This window comes from Aminobacter carboxidus (assembly GCF_014863355.1).
Classification (GTDB): domain Bacteria; phylum Pseudomonadota; class Alphaproteobacteria; order Rhizobiales; family Rhizobiaceae; genus Aminobacter; species Aminobacter carboxidus.
In genome coordinates this window covers 678,851-695,589 of record NZ_JACZEP010000002.1, presented here as the reverse complement: position 1 = coordinate 695,589, position 16,739 = coordinate 678,851, and the positions used below count along the sequence as shown (strand labels likewise).

Genomic DNA, 16,739 nt, shown 5'->3' with positions numbered 1-16,739 from the left:
AGATCTTCGCAACTCGCCAGCATGTTGCCGATACATCAGAATAAGCTCATTAAGCTGGATTGAACGCTTCGGGCATATAGTCCAGTCTACGGCAACACGCCTGACGGACTGGGAATGCTGACTGCCACTCTGGGCCTACCCGCCAAACCAAACACAGAACCGCAGCTTGCGGTCGCCCTGATCGTCGCAGGCATTGTCTTTCTCGCATCATTCTTCGGCATCCTGACGCGGCCGGTCGGTTTTCTTGCTGCGGTCTGGCCGGCAAATGCCGTCCTGCTCGGTTTGATGGTGCGCAACCCGAGCTACGCCACGGTTTCCGGCTGGCTCGCGGCGTTCGCCGGCTACATCACCGCCGATCTTCTGACCGGCGGCAGTTTCTTCGTCACGCTATGGCTGACGATTGCCAACATGACCGGCGCGCTGACGGGATATCTGCTGTTCAGGCTTGCACCGGAAAGCGACCGCTGGCTGCAGCGGCCGGCGTCGGTGCTCCACCTGTTCGCCATCTGCTGCGCGGTGGCGCTGTCGGCGGCAATCGCCGGCAGCGGAGCCGCCCGCCTGCTGTTTGGCCGGGACCTCCTCGGCGGCATCGCCTTCTGGTTCATCACCGAACTGGTCAACAGCCTGATCATTCTGCCGGTTCTGCTGACATTTCCGGGGTTTCGCAAGCTGCGCGCATCCTTGCCGGCAAGCCTCTCTCTCGCGACCGTCCAGCATGCCTTGCCGATGCTGGTGCTGGTGGCTTCGGTCGCGCTTGCCATCACACTCGGCGGACCAGGCACGCTGGCCATGCCCATCCCTGCCTTGCTCTGGTGTTCGCTGACCTACAGGACCTTCACGACATCGGTGCTGACCATGCTGCTTTGCACATGGCTGCTGATCTCGATTCCGGCCAATCTCATTCCGCTGCCGGAGTTGCCCGACCCGCTGCGCTCGCTCGACTCGCTGCGCCTCGGCATCGCCTTGATGGCGCTTTGTCCGCTGACGGTTGCCAGCATCAACGCCGCACGCGTCGAGCTGATCGAACGCCTGTCACGCGCCGCAAACCACGACTCGCTGACCGGCGCGCTGTCGCGCGGCGCCTTCATCGAACGCAGCGAGGCGTGCCTGCGCGTGAACCGCGACCATGGCACGGCACTGCTGATGCTCGACATCGACCACTTCAAGAACATCAACGACCGCTTCGGCCATGCCGGTGGCGATGCGATGCTCAAGAAGTTTGTCCGCCTCGTCTCTCATTTGTTGCGCCCGTCCGACCTGTTTGGCCGCATGGGCGGCGAAGAGTTCGCGGTGGTGCTGCCGGGCCTCGACATGATCGCCGCGACCTCGGTCGCCGAGCACATCCGTCAGGCGCTCGAAGCGCAGGCGCTCGAAATGCCATCGGGCGGCAAGGTCTGGGCCACCGTCAGCATCGGCGTGACGACGCGCGCGCCGGGGCAACACACAGATTTCGAAGGCATGCTGCTGGCCGCCGACCGCGCGCTCTACGAAGCCAAGGGAGCGGGCCGCAACATGGTTCGGGTCGGCGCGCAGCAGGCCGAGGCCGCAGCCCCGACCTTGAACTGATTGGATTCAGACACCGTCGAGAACGACGATCGTCGGCCGCGCCGGCAGCGATCTAAGCGACACCTTGAGCGAGCGGCTGTTGCGGAACTCGACGGCAAACCCATCGCCCATCCTGCCGGTGAATTCACCGATCGGGGTCGAGTGCCGGTGCATCGGCAGGATCATCGACGAGTAGAGCCGGGTGGTGATCTCGGTCATCGCATCGATCGACAATGTCATGCCGCCGTCGATCGGCACCATCACCACATCGAGGCGGCCGATGGCGCCGTAATGCGCGTCCTCGAGCCGGTGATGCAGATGGCCGAGATGGCCGATGCACAGGCCGGCAACCTCGAAGATGAAGATCGAGTTGCCGTCGCGCTCCATCTCGCCAAAGCGCCTGATGTCGGTCGGCACGTTACGGACATAGACGTCGTCGACGACCAGCGCGTGTCTGGCTGGCCCGCCATCAGGGTTCCAGCCGCGCAGCACATGCTCGATGCCCTTGTCGGGCAGATCCGAATAGTGGGTGCGATGCGCCTTGTTCATGGTGACGATGCGCGGCAGCGGGTTCGAGCCATAGAGACCGCTGTAGTCGGTAGCGATGCGCACGCCACCAGGCGTTTCGATGACATAGGTCGAGTGGCCGGCATAGGTGATGGTGACATCGCCATCGACGAATGTCTGCGCCGGAGTGAAGTTGGCATAGGTGACCTCGGGCAACGCCTGGGCGATGGCCATGCACCTGCTCGGCACCGGATCGTCCGCCGCCGATGTCGGCATCGAAGCAAACAACAAGGTGGTTATGCAGGCGGCGAACAGGCGAAGGGGCATGGTGCTCTCGGGCGTTCGGGCGGCAAGGCACTATCTCAGCCGGTACCCGCGGCGCGTAGTCACGTTTTCGCGAGTACCGCAAAGCCCTGATGTCTGGACGTATTGAGCCGATTTATCTATAAGGCGGCCCATTCAAACACTGCCGAAGCGACAAACAGGGGTCCCATGGCCGGCCATTCACAGTTCAAGAACATCATGCACCGCAAGGGCCGCCAGGACGCGGTGCGGTCGAAGATGTTCTCAAAGCTCGCACGCGAAATCACCGTTGCAGCAAAGACCGGCGTGCCCGACCCGACGATGAACCCGCGCCTGCGCCTTGCCGTCCAGAACGCCAAGGCCGTGTCGATGCCCAAGGACAACATCGCACGCGCCATCTCCAAGGCCTCGATGGGCGACGCCGAAAACTACGAAGAAGTGCGCTACGAAGGCTACGGCCCGGGCGGCATCGCGCTGATCGTCGAGGCTCTGACCGACAACCGCAACCGCACCGCCTCCAATGTGCGCGCTGCTTTCACCAAGTCTGGCGGCGCGCTCGGCGAAACCGGCTCGGTGTCGTTCATGTGGGACCGCGTCGGCGAGATCGTCTATGACGCCAAGGTCGGCGACACCGACAAGGTCATGGACGCGGCGATCGAAGCCGGCGCCGACGATGTGCAGTCGGACGAAGACGGCCACACCATCACCTGCGCCTTCGAAAACCTTGGCGAAGTGTCCAAGGCGCTGGAAGGCTCGCTCGGCGACGCCGAGTCGGTGAAGATCGTGTGGAAGCCACAAAACAACGTGCCGGTCGACGAAGAACGCGCCCAGTCGCTGATGAAGCTGGTCGGCACGCTCGAAGACGACGACGACGTGCAGAACGTCTACGCCAACTTCGAAGTCGACGAAGCGACACTGGCCAAGCTCAGCGCGGCGTAAGCAAGTCCAGAAAGACCTGGCCGGAAGACCTGGCCAGAAAACCTGGCCAGAAAAACTGGATTTGAACCATTGGCGTCGGTCGAAAATCCTCGACCGGCGTCAATTGCGTTTTGGCTGGGGATAGGCGAGCTTCGTCTTCGCTTGGGGGAGACAATCCAGATGACAGACGTTGAAAGCGCTCCAGTGCGAGCTGGCTTCTGGCGGCGTGTCGGCGCGTTGGTGATCGATTGCCTTGTTGTCCTGGTGCCGCTTCAGATCGTCGTGGTCGTTTTGTTTGCGATGAGCAACGGATCGATCCAGGGCAGCTTCGGTTTCGTGTCGAGAGTATGCCAGACCGTCGCGCAGGCTCCGTCAGGACTTGAGCCGCCACCGCCGGCGGACGCCAACACATTCACGGAATGCGAGATCGGTTTCTTTGGACTGCCCACAGCAAGAACTCTTGCCATCGGCACGGTCAAGCAGCAGGGGAACACCACGTCTGGTCGTTTCATCACCTATGCGCTGGATGCCCAAGGCAACCCTGTGAACGCGTTCACCACCGACTGGATCGCAATCCTTGCGGTTGCCGTCTATCTGATTGCCATGGAGCGGCGGTCGGGTGCCACGATTGGCAAGCGCACCCTCGGCATCAGGGCAGTACCAACAAATGCCCCAGGTCAGATCGGACTGCCTCTCAGGCAAGCCGTGATCCGGCAAGCCGCCAAATGGATCGGCATGATCCCAGCTATGCTGTTTGCTGTCGTCGTATTCTTTGTTCTCGAGGACCCGTTTGCGGCGATGGAAACGCAAGGTTACTGGACTATGTTTGCCATCGCGGCTGCCATCCAGATCGCCTGGCTGCTCTGGATCATCATCTCGGTTTCCAGCAAGCGCGATCCGATCTATGACCGGATTGCTGGAACGAGTGTATTGAGGACCGGATGAGCCTGCCCCAGATCCGCATCACCTACTGCACGCAGTGCATGTGGCTTCTGCGCGCCGGCTGGATGGCGCAGGAGCTGTTGTCGACCTTCGGCACCGAGCTTGGCGAGGTGACGCTTGTGCCGGGCACGGGCGGTGTGTTCACCATCACCTGCAACGACACGCTGGTGTGGGACCGCAAGCGCGACGGCGGCTTTCCCGATGCCGCCAAGCTGAAGCAGCTGGTGCGCGACATCATCGACCCCGACCGCGACCTCGGCCATTCCGATCGCAAGGGCCATAAGTCCAAGGACCAGGCGTGAGCGGCGCAAAAGCTGCGCGCGACCACCGAAGCCTGAAACGGCGCCACAGATAAGTTCGAATTGCTGAGCATGCAAGGCATCGCGCCGCGGGATGGCGCGAACCCAGCGGCAGAGCGGAAAGCACCATGACCACGAAACCACGCATCGCAGTTCTTTTCGGTGGACGCTCCTCCGAGCACGACGTCTCGCTGATGTCGGCAAGCAACGTCGTCAAGGCGATCGACGCCTCCAGATATGATGTGGTGCCGGTCGGCATCGCCCGTGACGGCCGCTGGTACCTGGCCGAGCTCGACCGCGACGGCGCACTGCCCAAGGCCGTACCCGTCGGTGGCACCGAGGTGGCATTGGTGCCCGGCGGCAAGGGACGGCTGGTCGCCCTGCCCGCCAACGAAGCGCCGTTCGAACTGCCCAGGGTCGACGTGCTGTTTCCGGTGCTGCATGGCCCGTTCGGCGAGGACGGCGCGGTCCAGGGCCTGGCCGAGGTGGCCGATATTCCTTACGTCGGCTCGGGCGTGCTCGGTTCGGCCAACGCCATGGACAAGGACGTGGCCAAGCGGCTGATGACACAGGCCGGAGTGCCGGTGGCGCGTGGCGTGACCGTGCATTTGGGCGACCGGACCAATTTCGACGCGATCAAGGCCGAGCTCGGACTGCCTGTCTTCGTCAAACCGGCGCGGCAAGGTTCGTCCGTCGGCGTCAGCAAGGCCGAAACGGCGGAGCAACTTGACAAGGCCTTGGCCGAAGCCTTCATGCACGACCGCAAGGTGCTGATCGAGGAATTCGTCGCCGGCCGCGAGGTCGAATTCGCCGTGCTCGAGGCGACCGACGGACAGCTCTCCGTCTCGGTGCCGGGTGAAATCGAGCCGGCTGCGAGCCACGGCTTCTACACCTACGAAGCCAAGTACATCGACGCCGACGGCGCGGCCCTGCGCATCCCGGCGGAACTTCCGGATGGCGCCACGGCCAGACTGCAAGAAGTTGCCCGCGCGGCCTTCCTGGCGCTCGGCTGCGAGAGCATGGCGCGTGTCGACTTCTTCGTGAAGGCAGATGGCTCCGCACTGGTCAACGAGGTCAACACCATCCCCGGCTTCACCAACATCAGCATGTATCCGAAGACCATGGCGGCCTCTGGCGTGCCCTATCCCGATCTCGTCGGCCGGCTGATCGAACACGCGGTGGCGCGCTGGCAGCGCCAGGCCTGAAACAGAAAGGCCGGGTCATACCAGGCCTTTTTCGTTTCCTGCTTTGCGCATTGCCTGAGATCGAACCCGAGCTTGGGCCGATGCGTCAAGCGGCGCGGGCAAAAGCCATGACGAACGAGGCCAGCGACACCAGGCAGGCGACCGCGCGCACATGGTTCCACGGCAGCCACTCCTTGAGATAGCGCGTCCACATGGCGGCTCCTTCGGCACTTGCCGGGTCGACGGCGGCGATCGCGTCGTTGAGCGGCACGTTGAAAACCATCGTCACCAGGAAGCAACCGAGAAGATAGGCGATGCTGCCGGCAAGCAGCCAGGCCGCGCCCGCCTCGCTCCAGCCGAAGATCGCCTTGGCGCCGAGCACCAGCGACAGCACCACCATTCCCATGAACACCAGCATGAACAGCGGGTTGATGATGGTGACGTTGATCTGCTGCATGGCGGCGATGCCCTGGGGCACCGGCAGTTTGGCAAACGACGCCATGATGGTGTTGGAAAAGATGAAGAACAGGCCGGCGGCGAGGCCGCTGCCGAGCGCTGCAAGAAAGATGAGTGCGGTGAAGGCGGCAGCGATCATGCCTTGTCTCCCCAGATACCGGTTGCGGCGACAGTCCTGGCATACCGGGTGAAATCGCGCGCGGGTCGGCCGAGCGCCCGGCTGACGCCGTCCACAACTTGCTGGTTGCGGCCATCGAGCACCTCGGTGAACAGCATCATCAACAGGTCGACGAGCTCCTGGGACAGTTGCTGTTCGACGAGGCCGGCCTTGAAGTCGGCAACGCTGAGCTCGACGAAGCGGATTTCGCGACCGGCGGCGGCTGATATCTCGGCAACGGCGTCGGCAAAGGTCAGCAGGCGCGGTCCGGTGAGTTCGTAGAGCTGGCCGATATGGCGGTCGTCTGACAAGGCGGCGACAGCGGCATCGGCGATATCGTCGGTATCGACGAACGGTTCACCTACAGCGCCGACCGGCAGCGCCACCTCGCCCGAAAGCACGGCGTCGAGCAGGAAACTCTCGCTGAAATTCTGCATGAACCAGCTGCAGCGCAGGATCGTCCAGTCAGCGCCGGACTGCTCGACCCGTTCCTCCGCGCGCTGCGCCTCGGGCTCGCCGCGCCCAGACAGAAGCACCAGGCGCTTGACGCCCATGCCGACAGCGAATTCGGCGAAGGCGCCGACTGCCTCGGCGGCACCGGGGGCCGCGAGGTCGGGATAGTAGGAGATGTAGACGGCACCGGCACCCTCGACTGCGCCCGCCCAGCTGGCGCGGTCATCCCAGTCGAAGGACGGGGTGGCGCCGCGCGAACCGATACGGACCGGCAAGTTGCACTGCGCAAGCTGTTCGGCAATGCGGCGGCCGGTCTTGCCGGTGCCGCCGAGGATGAGAATAGGCTTCATGTCATGCTGGGATGCGGTCATTTTGGCCTCCTTGGTTAACGTGAGTAATCCTCACATTTGCAAATGTGATAAACCCTCATATTATGGAGGTCAAGCGGATTCGTTGCGGACAAGGAACCATGGAAGCGATCGAAGATATCTCGGGCCAGGCGCTGCGGCGTGCCCCGAGCCAGAAACGCAGCCAGGAGCGCGTCGAGCGCATGCTACAGGCGGCGAGCGCGCTGATCTCCGAAGGCGGCAGCGACGCCATGCGCATGGGCGAGGTGGCCGAACGCGCCGGCGTGTCGATCGGCTCGCTCTACCAGTACTTTCCCGACAAGGGCGCGATCATCCGCACCTTGGCCGAACGCTACAACGCCGAAGGCCGCGCCTGCATTTCAGACGGGCTGGCTGGCGTTGGCGACATGAAGGGGCTGATCGACGCCTTCGGCGGACTGATCGACGTCTATTACGGCATCTTCCTGGCCGAACCGGTGATGCGCGATATCTGGTCAGGCACCCAGGCCGACAAGGCGCTGCGCGACATCGACTTGCGCGATTCCAGGGCCAATGGCGCACTGCTGGCCGAGGCGTGGCAGCGGGTCGCGCCCGCTTCGGATGCTGCCGAGATAAAGCGCAAGGCGTTCCTGATCATGTCGCTGGGCGAAGCCACGATGCGGCTGGCGATTTCGGTCGACCGCGGCGAAGGCGACGCGCTGGTGGCCGACTACAAGGCGATGGCGCTGCGGGAGATCGGGGCGCGCGGCTAGGCGCGGCTACCTGGCCGGCACCGCCCCGCCCTTCATACCCTGCCGGACTTCTCCCCGTAAAAACGGGGAGAAGGAGGCTGGCCGCAACGTCGACGCCCCCTCTCCCCACCTGCGGGGCGTTAGACGCAAGCCGTCGTTCGGCACTCACCCCGGAGCCGCCAACTGCAGCAACAAAAAACCCGCCACGAGGGCGGGTTCTTGGTATGCTTGAAGCGGGTCGGCTTAGATGCCGAGGCCTTCGTAGCGCTTCTTGAACTTCGACAGACGGCCACCGCGGTCGAGCAGGTTGTGCTGGCCGCCGGTCCAGGCCGGGTGCGTGGTCGGGTCGATATCGAGGTTCATCGTATCGCCTTCCTTGCCCCAGGTGGAGCGGGTCATGTATTCGGTGCCATTGGTCATCACGATCTTGATGACGTGGTAGTCGGGATGGATATCGGCTTTCATCGCTCTGTTCCTGCTGTCGCGGCGCGGCTTGCGCAGGTATCCTGCGGCGATGCGCCTCTTTCGAAAATTAGAAGCCACGGCTAGATAGGCCACAGCTTCAGAAACGGTCGGCGTGCCTATACATCAGCCGATTTCGAATCACAAGGCCGGCAGCCTGCAAATGGGCCAAGGCCGAGAGGGAAATAGCATGGCGAGCACGACAACGGCCGCGAATGAACAGCGCCGGCGTTCGCTGCGTCCGCTGAGCCGACTTTCGCCCTATCTCTACCGCTATCCCAGGCTGGTCGTCGGCGCCATCATTTCTCTGGTCGCCGCCGCCGTGACCACGCTGACCTTGCCGATCGCCGTGCGCCGGATGATCGACCACGGCTTTTCCTCGGCCGATTCGAACTTCATCGCCAAATACTTCGCCATGCTGGTGGCGATCGCAGCACTGCTCGCGCTGGCTTCGGCCTGCCGCTACTATTTCGTCATTACGCTCGGCGAGCGCGTCGTCTCCGACATCCGCCGCGACGTCTTTTCGCATGTCACCTCGCTTTCTCCGGCCTTCTTCGACACGGCGATGTCGGGCGAGATCGTGTCGCGGCTTGCCGCCGACACCACCCAGATCAAGTCGGCCGTCGGTGCGACCGCTTCCGTTGCCCTGCGCAACGTCATCCTCGGCCTCGGCGCGCTCGCCATGATGGTGGTGACCAGCCCCAAACTGTCGGGCCTCGTCATCGCCGCGATCCCGCTGATCGTGCTGCCGCTGGTCGCCTTCGGCCGCTCGGTCAGGCGCAAGTCGCGCCTCGCCCAGGACACGCTGGCTGACGCCACAGCCTTTGCCAGCGAGCAGATCGGCGCCATCCGCACACTCCAGGCCTTCACCAATGAAAAGCTGGTCACCGGCCGCTTTGCTGCTGCCGTCGAGACCGCCTTCAACGCCGCCCGCGCCTCGGTGCTGGCGCGCGCCGTGCTGACCTTCTTTGCCATCTTCACCATCTTCGCTTCGGTCGTAGCCGTGCTGTGGTTCGGTTCGCGCGACGTGCTCGAAGGCGTGGTCTCGCCCGGCACGCTCGGCCAGTTCCTGCTCTATTCGGTGTTTGCCGCCGGCGCGCTCGGCGCGCTGTCGGAAGTGTGGGGTGAACTCAGTTCCGCCGCCGGTGCTGCCGAACGCATCACCGAGATCCTCGCCGAAGAGCCGACGGTTGCAGCCCCAGCTTCGCCGATCACCCTGCCCGCCAGGAGCAGCGGCGCGATCGAATTCCGCGACGTGACTTTTTCCTACCCTGTGCGCCCCGACCGTGCCGCCGTGCATGGCCTGAGCTTCACCGTCAAGCCGGGCGAAACAGTGGCCATCGTAGGCCCCTCGGGCGCTGGCAAGAGCACGGTCTTTTCGCTGCTGCTGCGTTTCTACGATCCCGAAGCAGGTGCGGTGCTGATCGACGGCGTCGACCTGCAGAAGGCCGATCCACGCGCCGTGCGCGAACGCATCGCCATCGTGCCGCAGGACGTGACTGTATTTGCCAGCACGGCAGGCGAAAACATCGGCTTTGGCCGGCCCGGCGCCTCGCAGGCCGATATCGTCAAGGCCGCGGAAGCTGCCCTCGCCGACGAATTCATCGAAAAGCTGCAGAACGGCTACGACACCGAAGTCGGCGAACGCGGCGTCACGCTTTCAGGCGGCCAGCGCCAGCGCATCGCCATCGCTCGGGCCATCCTGCGCGACGCCCCGATCCTGCTGCTCGACGAAGCAACCTCGGCACTCGACGCCGAAAGCGAAAAGCAGGTGCAGACAGCGCTCGAGCACCTGATGCAGGGCCGCACCACCATCGTCATCGCGCATCGGCTGGCAACCGTGCTAAAGGCCGACCGCATCCTGGTCATGGATGGCGGGAGCATCGTCGAGGAAGGCACGCATGCCAGCCTTGTCGCCAAGGGCGGCATCTATGCCCGCCTCGCCAAGCTCCAGTTCGATACCGGCGCCAGCGCCTTCCAGGGCGCTGCCGAGTAGGCCAGCCAGCCGTCAGCTCACAGAAACGTCGCGATCTCCGACAGCGGACGCTTTTCGGTGGCGTGAACCGGGATCGTGGCGTCTTCCTTGGGGTAGCCGACGACCATCAGGATGTAGGGCTTGTCGTGCGGGTCGCGGCCGCAGATCTCGTTGAGGAAGCTCATCGGGTTCGGCGTGTGCGTCAGCGTCGCGAGGCCGGCGCGGTGCAGGGCGGCGATCAGGAAGCCGGTGGCGATGCTGACCGATTCGGGCACGTAGTAATTCTTGCGCGAGACACCGTCGGCAGAGCGGCTCTTGCGCTCGCCGAAGATGCAGATCAGCCACGGCGCGTCCTCGAGAAACGGTTTGGAAGCATCGGTGCCGAGCGGCGCCAGTGCCTTCAGCCACTCCTCGCCGGCGCGGCCCTCATAGAAGGCGCGCTCCTCGATCTCGGCCGCCTCGCGGATCTGGCGCTTGATGTCGGCGTCGCCGATGACGGCGAAATGCCAGGGCTGGTGGTTGGCGCCATTGGGTGCCGTGCCGGCTGCCATGATGCAGGTTTCGATAATGTCGCGCGGCACCGGCCGGGTCGAGAAGTCGCGCACCGTGTGGCGCGTGCGGATCTCGTCATAGAACGACTTTGCGCCGGCGCGCATCTCCTCGACCGGCTTTTCCTTGTAGTCGGGCAGCGGCAGCGTGCGATAGGCATGCGCGGTTGAGACGGTCATCAGTTCCTCCCCGGAAAATCTCGATTGCGGCGACAATCTCCAATGCCGCCGCCCGCGTCAACGGGGATTGGCGGCGCCGCAGCAGGCGGCGCCTTGGGGGGATTGGCGGCGCCGTAGCAGGCGTCGCCTGGGGGGATTGGCGACGCCGTAACAGGCGCCGCCTGTCCACTCCTAGAACTTGACGCCGAGGCTTGCCTTGACGCCGTGGTCACGGGCGCCATTGGCGACCTGGCCAGTATAGCTCAGGCCGAGATTGGCCTTGGGCGCGATGGCGAAGTCGAGGCCGGCTTCGATCAACAGCGCATCGCGGGCGATCGGCGCACCGTAAACGGTGAAGCTGTCGCCACCGCCGACGAAGGCGACCGTCGAAGCGGGCGTGACATCGCCAAAGGCATGGCGCCAGCCGAGGCCGCCGCGAACCGTTGCCTTGCCGTCGCCAACATTGAAGTCGCTGGCAGCACGCAGGCCAAGCGTCGTCGTGGTGCTGTCAAAGCTCTTGTCAGCGCTGGACAGGGCCGCAGCACCACCTGTTTCGGTGAAGCCGTCGGTCGAGGTCGAAACATAGGCAAGACCGGCGAACGGCTCGAAGGCGACGCGGCCCATCTCGGCACGGTAACCGGCCTCGATAAAGGCTTGCGCGGTACCGGCATCGTAGCTGGCCTTGAGCGTCTCGGTGAGGCCGGGGAACGACACCGTGCGGGATGTGTCGATCGCATGCCTGGTGTAGGACGCGCCGGCGCGCAGCGCGACAGCGCCAAAGTGACGGCCGCCATAGACGCCGACATGGAAGTTGTCGCTGTCACCCGAGGCAGCACCGTCATCGGCATCGAAGCTGGTGCGGCTGTAGCCGCCGAGCAGGCCGACGCGCCAGCCATCGCCGACGATGGTATCGCCACCGGCAACGAGGCCACCGCTCGCATGCTCGAAGCCACCCGAATTGCCGTCGCCGTCGAACGAACCCCAGTTGCCGAGCGCCTGGCCCCAGACGACGAAGCGGTCGCTGTCGGCGGCGACAAGTTCGAGGCCGCCTTCGCCATAACCCATGACCGGCAAGTCGGGTGCTGCGACATCGCCGAAGGCCGAGCGGACGCGATCGTTGGCGAACTCGCCGAGGAACTGGCTCGTCTGGGTCGTACCGCCGCTGACCGAGGCGTGCACGTCGCCGGCGAGCTGCTCGAGCGCATCACGCGCCTCGTCCTCGTCGGTCGACATCAGCAACGCCGAGCGCACCGGATTGCCGCTTGGCAGGCTGTCGACGGCGCCGGCGACAGCCGACTGGTTCGGCGACTGGGCAACCTCCTCGACCGACAAGTCGTTGCGGCTCAGCGCCAGCGTGACGTCATTGCCGTCGCCGCCGGTGTAGCTGATGAGGTGATTGAGGAAGAGCAGGTTGTTGAGATTGCCTACCGACGCGAACGTGCCGGTGACGGCGTCGCCACCGTCATTGGCAATGATCGTGAACGGGCCGTTGAGCGGGTCCCAGCCTCCGGCCGGGCTCGGATCGTTGGGGGTCAGCGACAGGTTGAGCGTCGCACCCGAAATGTTGACCGTACCGTTGACCGTCAGCTTGTCGGCTGTCGTCGGCGTTGCCTCGATCTCGAGGATGCCGTGATTGACGTAGTCGCCGTTGACGGTCTGGGTGTGGACGAGGCCCGTTGTAGCCGGGTTGGCCTTGTCGCCCACAGCATGCGCTGCACCTGACGCAATTGTCACGTTGCCGACAACCGTGCCGCTGCCGCCGAACCGCGCGCCGGAATCAACGGTGACAGGCCCCGCCAGCGTGCCGAGGCCCTTGTAACCGACATTCAGCATGCCGGCATTCACGAAGGTTTCGCCGGCAAATGCGGAACTGTCGCCTCGCAGCGTGATTGTGCCCGATCCCTGCTTGAAGAACTGCCCCGCGCCGGCGAGCTTAACGTTCTGCGGCAGGTAGCCCAGGCCATTGGACATGTTGGAAATCAGCTTGCTGCCAGCGTCGATGGTGATCTTGCCATCGGTCCCACCCAGCCAACCGCTCACCCCGCCGTCTCCGAACTGGAGCGTACTGTTGTTGGAGATCAGCACGGTGGCCGTGCCGCTGCCGCTGTTGCCGGTGCCGGTAAGGGTCAACTTGCCGCCGCCAACATGCTGGAACGAGCCAGCACTGTTGATCTGGCCAGCAACGGTGAGGTCGTCGGAGCGATTGAAGACCAGCGTACCGAGATTGTTGATCGCGCCGGCAACCGAACCTGTCGTGCCACCATCGCCGATCTGAAGCGTGGCGCCGTCGCTGACGCCAGTGCTGCCGAGATAGGTGTTAGCCCCGGTGAAGATCTGCTTGGTGCCGCTGATGTTGAGACCACCATTGCCCGAGATAACGCCCGAGAAGGTCCCGTTGGCCTCAGTGAGGAACAAGGACCGCTCGCCAAGAATAACCTGACCTGATCCGCTCAGCGCTTTGATGCTGGCGCCAGCGTCCGTGGTCGAGATGTCGAAAGTTCCGTCGACAGTTACGCCACTGGAGGCGCTGATTTTGCTCTGGCGGATCAATTGGAGCGTGGTGCCGGAGCCGATAGTGGTCGCACCAGTATAGGTGTTTGCCCAATCGCTGAGCTTCAGAATGCCGCCGCCGACGATGTCGAGCGCGGCCGACCCTTTCACGATCATGCCGATCTCGGCGGTAATGCCGCTACCGACATTGATCGTCGCCGTGCTGCCTGTGGGCGCCAGGGTAAGCGAGTCGGAAGCTGTGGCCGTAAGCCTGTAGCCGTTGCCTGTGAAGCGAAGCGTATCAAAATTCTGATGCCCCTGAACCTGCACCCCGCCTCCGGTGCCGCCGAACACGGCCGTGCCGCCGGCCCAGGTTCCGTTGGTCGCGCCGCCAATGTCGGTCCAGTTCGTGCCGCCCGTGCTCCATATGCCGCCACCGCCTTCGACGGTGACCGGAACAGTGGAAGGACCATCCCAATACTGGTCCGCCGCAAGCGCATGCGGCGCCGCACCGAGCACAACCGCCACGGCCGCGAGCGCCGTGCCCGACCGCAGAGCGGCGAGGCGGGCGGCTGGTCGGTTCGTCGATTGGCTGGAAGTGGTCCTGGTAGCTTGAGACGATTCAAAACGAGTCCGCGCAGCAGAGCTGCCGCCAAAAAAATTCATTATAACCCCACCACTTGTATGCGTGCCCAATCCGGGCAAAGGCATTGTACGGGGACCCCAATCCCCGCCAAAAACTTAACAATAGCTCTTGCTTAGAACAGCCAAGCTTATACAGCAACACAAAATATTAGACACGGAACACTCAACTTGTGACAACTGGAACAAACGCCAGATCGACTCATGGGCGTGTCACGAAGACTCGCCCATGCAAGTGAAATTCGCCGGCAAAACTGCTCGAGAGCAGCACGCGCCTGCGATTGCTCTCCCCAAATGCCCCACCCCCCCTATGTCCTAGAACTTGACGCCGAGGCTTGCCTTGACGCCGTGGTCACGGGCGCCATTGGCGACCTGGCCGGTGTAGTTCAGGCCGAGATTGGCCTTGGGCGCGATGGCGAAGTCGAGGCCTGCTTCGATCAACAGCGCGTCGCGGGCACCAGCGTGCCGGCGCCGGTCTTCCTGATATAGCCGACTTCGCCGGACTCGTAGATCCGGCCCGAATAGGTTCCGGTGGCGCCAGCGCCGACAGTGAATTCCTGGAATGGGTCGAAGCCAATATCAGTGGTGATGTCCTGGCCGTCCAGGATGACCACCGGATCGGCCCAGGCAGGCTGGAGCAAACCGCACAAGACAACGAGTGACACGCCCGATAGGACGCGCGTTGTGGAAAAATGGCAGGCACTGCTTGCTCCCCACCTGCCGTCGGGAGAGGAGCTTATCCCTCGGGCAGGCCCATAAATGATGGGCCACACCTAAACGACAACTTCATGGTCGGGAAGATTTCAGCCCGCGCCTTTTTTGGGTGCAATTCCAGAACCGAAGCAATTGGCATCCCGCGCAGCTTCGACGCGCGGCCGCCATGGCTCACAACTTGACGCCTGACGCTGTCGCCGACGGCAGCATCGCCGCCGCCGATGCACCGCAGCGCTGCCAGGCTGGCTGGACTACCGCGCTGCGTGCCTACCGGCGTTGCGGCCGGAAAAGATGCAGCCGCCGAGGAAAGTGCCTTCGAGCGCGTTGTAGCCGTGATAGCCGCCGCCGCCGAAGCCGGCGACCTCGCCCGCCGCATAGAGGCCGGGGACAGCTTCGCCGTCGCTGCCCAGCACCTGGCCGTCGAGATTTGTATGCAGACCGCCCAAGGTCTTGCGGGTCAGCACGTTGAGACGGACGGCGATCAGCGGGCCGTTGGCGGGATCGAGGATCTTGTGCGGTTTGGCGGTGCGCACCAGACGGTCGCCGAGATAGCGGCGCGCGCCATGGATGGCAGTGACCTGGGCGTCCTTGGCGAAGGGATTGTCGATCTCGCGGTCGCGCGCCACGATCTGGGCATGCAGGCGGTCGTGGTCGATCAGGCCGTTGCCGGCAAGCGCGTTCATGCCGGCAACCAGGTCGCGCAGATTGTCGCGCACGACAAAATCCTCGCCATGCTTCTTGAAGGCTTCGACCGAAGGCGGCGCGCCCTTGGCGCGGCGGCTCTTCAGCACCTCGATCCAGCGTTTCGAGGTCAGGTCCGGGTTCTGCTCGGAACCCGACAGCGCGAACTCCTTCTTGATGATCTTCTGGGTCAGCACGAACCAGGAATATTCGTGGCCGACAGACAGGATGCGCTTGAGGGTGCCCAACGTGTCGAAGCCGGGCAGGAACGGCGCTTCCAGCCGCTCACCCAGTGCGTCGAACCACAACGACGACGGCCCCGGCAGGATGCGGATGCCGTGGTTGGGCCAGATCGGGTTCCAGTTGGTCAGCCCCTCGGTGTAGTGCCACATGCGGTCACCATTGATCACCGCACCACCGGCGGCCTGCGTGATCGCGACCATGCGGCCATCGACATGATGCGGCACCCCCGCAACCATCTTCTTCGGCGCCGGGCCGAGCCGATCGACCGGCCAGGCCTTGCGGACCAGCTCATGGTTGCCGCCGATGCCGCCTGACGTCACGATGACAGCGCCGGCGTGGAACTCGAAATCGCCTGTTACGGCGCGGCCTGATTGCTGGCCGCGCTCGGCGATGGAGGGTTCAAGAATCTCGCCTGATACCCCAGTGACGGCAGCGCCCGTCTTGATCAGGCGGCTGGCCTGATGGCGGAACCTGAGCTGGATACGACCGGCGGCAGCGTGGTCGCCGACACGGCGCACAAAAGGCTCGAGCACGCCCGGGCCGGTGCCCCAGGTGACATGGAATCGCGGCACCGAGTTGCCGTGGCCATGCGCCTGGGCGCCGCCGCGTTCGGCCCAGCCGACGACGGGAAACCAGCGCATGCCCTGGGCATGCAGCCATGGCCGCATCTCGCCGGCGGAAAAATCGATGAAGGCCTCGGCCACCTTGCGCGGCCAGAAATCTTCCAGCCGATCGAACTGCGCCGAGCCCAGCCAGTCCTGCAGCGCAAGCTCGCGGCTGTCTTTGATGCGCATGCGGCGCTGCTCGGGGCTGTCGACGAAAAACAGCCCGCCGAGCGACCAGAACGCCTGGCCGCCTAGCGAATTTTCGCCCTCCTGCTCAAGCACGATGACCCGCTTGCCCTTGTCGGCAAGCTCTGCCGCCGCGACGAGGCCAGCCAGGCCGCCGCCTACGACAATCGCATCCGCACGGTCCGCCAACTG

16 protein-coding genes are annotated in these 16,739 nt (G+C 64.2%); 7 read left to right on the top strand and 9 right to left on the bottom strand.

The window, feature by feature from the left end:
* Window positions 1-114: 114 nt before the first annotated feature.
* The gene (locus tag IHE39_RS11020; RefSeq protein WP_192566471.1) at window positions 115-1,566 is read left to right on the top strand and encodes a GGDEF domain-containing protein; all 1,452 of its coding nucleotides are present in this window, start codon (window positions 115-117) and stop codon (window positions 1,564-1,566) included.
* A 6-nt stretch (window positions 1,567-1,572) separates the two neighbouring features.
* On the opposite strand, the gene IHE39_RS11015 is transcribed toward IHE39_RS11020, so the two are convergent.
* Window positions 1,573-2,379 carry an MBL fold metallo-hydrolase gene (locus IHE39_RS11015; RefSeq protein ID WP_192566470.1) on the bottom strand — a complete coding sequence of 269 codons (807 nt, stop codon included), beginning with the start codon at window positions 2,377-2,379 and terminating at the stop codon, window positions 1,573-1,575.
* A 165-nt stretch (window positions 2,380-2,544) separates the two neighbouring features.
* Here IHE39_RS11015 and IHE39_RS11010 point away from each other — a divergent pair, with 165 nt between their 5' ends.
* From IHE39_RS11010 to IHE39_RS10995, 4 genes are all read left to right on the top strand, one after another.
* On the top strand, window positions 2,545-3,294 hold the full coding sequence (locus tag IHE39_RS11010) for a YebC/PmpR family DNA-binding transcriptional regulator (protein ID WP_192566469.1): 750 nt from the start codon (window positions 2,545-2,547) through the stop codon (window positions 3,292-3,294).
* A gap of 159 nt (window positions 3,295-3,453) precedes the next feature.
* On the top strand, window positions 3,454-4,218 hold the full coding sequence (locus IHE39_RS11005) for an RDD family protein (protein ID WP_192566468.1): 765 nt from the start codon (window positions 3,454-3,456) through the stop codon (window positions 4,216-4,218).
* Entirely contained in the window at window positions 4,215-4,517 is a 303-nt protein-coding gene (locus IHE39_RS11000; protein WP_192566467.1) for an Rdx family protein, read from the top strand. The genes IHE39_RS11005 and IHE39_RS11000 overlap by 4 nt, the downstream gene beginning before the upstream one ends.
* A gap of 125 nt (window positions 4,518-4,642) precedes the next feature.
* Complete coding sequence (locus IHE39_RS10995; RefSeq protein ID WP_192566466.1) at window positions 4,643-5,719, top strand: D-alanine--D-alanine ligase family protein; 1,077 nt, start codon at window positions 4,643-4,645, stop codon at window positions 5,717-5,719.
* Window positions 5,720-5,804: 85 nt separating this feature from the next.
* On the opposite strand, the gene IHE39_RS10990 is transcribed toward IHE39_RS10995, so the two are convergent.
* Window positions 5,805-6,293 carry an anthrone oxygenase family protein gene (locus IHE39_RS10990; protein WP_184767917.1) on the bottom strand — a complete coding sequence of 163 codons (489 nt, stop codon included), beginning with the start codon at window positions 6,291-6,293 and terminating at the stop codon, window positions 5,805-5,807.
* The gene (locus IHE39_RS10985) at window positions 6,290-7,135 is read right to left on the bottom strand and encodes an NAD(P)H-binding protein (protein WP_192566465.1); all 846 of its coding nucleotides are present in this window, start codon (window positions 7,133-7,135) and stop codon (window positions 6,290-6,292) included. Before IHE39_RS10985 ends, IHE39_RS10990 begins: the two co-directional genes overlap by 4 nt.
* A gap of 98 nt (window positions 7,136-7,233) precedes the next feature.
* Between IHE39_RS10985 and IHE39_RS10980 the strand changes: the two genes are divergently transcribed.
* Entirely contained in the window at window positions 7,234-7,863 is a 630-nt protein-coding gene (locus IHE39_RS10980; RefSeq protein ID WP_192566464.1) for a TetR/AcrR family transcriptional regulator, read from the top strand.
* 222 nt (window positions 7,864-8,085) lie between these two features.
* Here IHE39_RS10980 and rpmE read toward each other — a convergent pair whose 3' ends face one another.
* Window positions 8,086-8,307: a 50S ribosomal protein L31 gene (gene rpmE, locus IHE39_RS10975; protein ID WP_115730456.1), complete on the bottom strand. Its 222-nt coding sequence runs from the start codon at window positions 8,305-8,307 to the stop codon at window positions 8,086-8,088.
* Between the two features lie 187 nt (window positions 8,308-8,494).
* Here rpmE and IHE39_RS10970 point away from each other — a divergent pair, with 187 nt between their 5' ends.
* Entirely contained in the window at window positions 8,495-10,300 is a 1,806-nt protein-coding gene (locus tag IHE39_RS10970; RefSeq protein ID WP_192566463.1) for an ABC transporter transmembrane domain-containing protein, read from the top strand.
* A gap of 17 nt (window positions 10,301-10,317) precedes the next feature.
* Here IHE39_RS10970 and IHE39_RS10965 read toward each other — a convergent pair whose 3' ends face one another.
* From IHE39_RS10965 to IHE39_RS10950, 5 genes are all read right to left on the bottom strand, one after another.
* Window positions 10,318-11,007 carry a nitroreductase family protein gene (locus IHE39_RS10965; RefSeq protein WP_184767922.1) on the bottom strand — a complete coding sequence of 230 codons (690 nt, stop codon included), beginning with the start codon at window positions 11,005-11,007 and terminating at the stop codon, window positions 10,318-10,320.
* A gap of 171 nt (window positions 11,008-11,178) precedes the next feature.
* The gene (locus tag IHE39_RS10960; RefSeq protein WP_343070079.1) at window positions 11,179-14,004 is read right to left on the bottom strand and encodes an autotransporter outer membrane beta-barrel domain-containing protein; all 2,826 of its coding nucleotides are present in this window, start codon (window positions 14,002-14,004) and stop codon (window positions 11,179-11,181) included.
* A 429-nt stretch (window positions 14,005-14,433) separates the two neighbouring features.
* Window positions 14,434-14,559: a hypothetical protein gene (locus tag IHE39_RS30910; RefSeq protein WP_281399360.1), complete on the bottom strand. Its 126-nt coding sequence runs from the start codon at window positions 14,557-14,559 to the stop codon at window positions 14,434-14,436.
* The gene (locus IHE39_RS10955; RefSeq protein WP_192566462.1) at window positions 14,556-14,783 is read right to left on the bottom strand and encodes a hypothetical protein; all 228 of its coding nucleotides are present in this window, start codon (window positions 14,781-14,783) and stop codon (window positions 14,556-14,558) included. Before IHE39_RS10955 ends, IHE39_RS30910 begins: the two co-directional genes overlap by 4 nt.
* A gap of 300 nt (window positions 14,784-15,083) precedes the next feature.
* Window positions 15,084-16,736: an FAD-binding dehydrogenase gene (locus IHE39_RS10950; RefSeq protein WP_192566461.1), complete on the bottom strand. Its 1,653-nt coding sequence runs from the start codon at window positions 16,734-16,736 to the stop codon at window positions 15,084-15,086.
* Window positions 16,737-16,739: the final 3 nt, after the last annotated feature.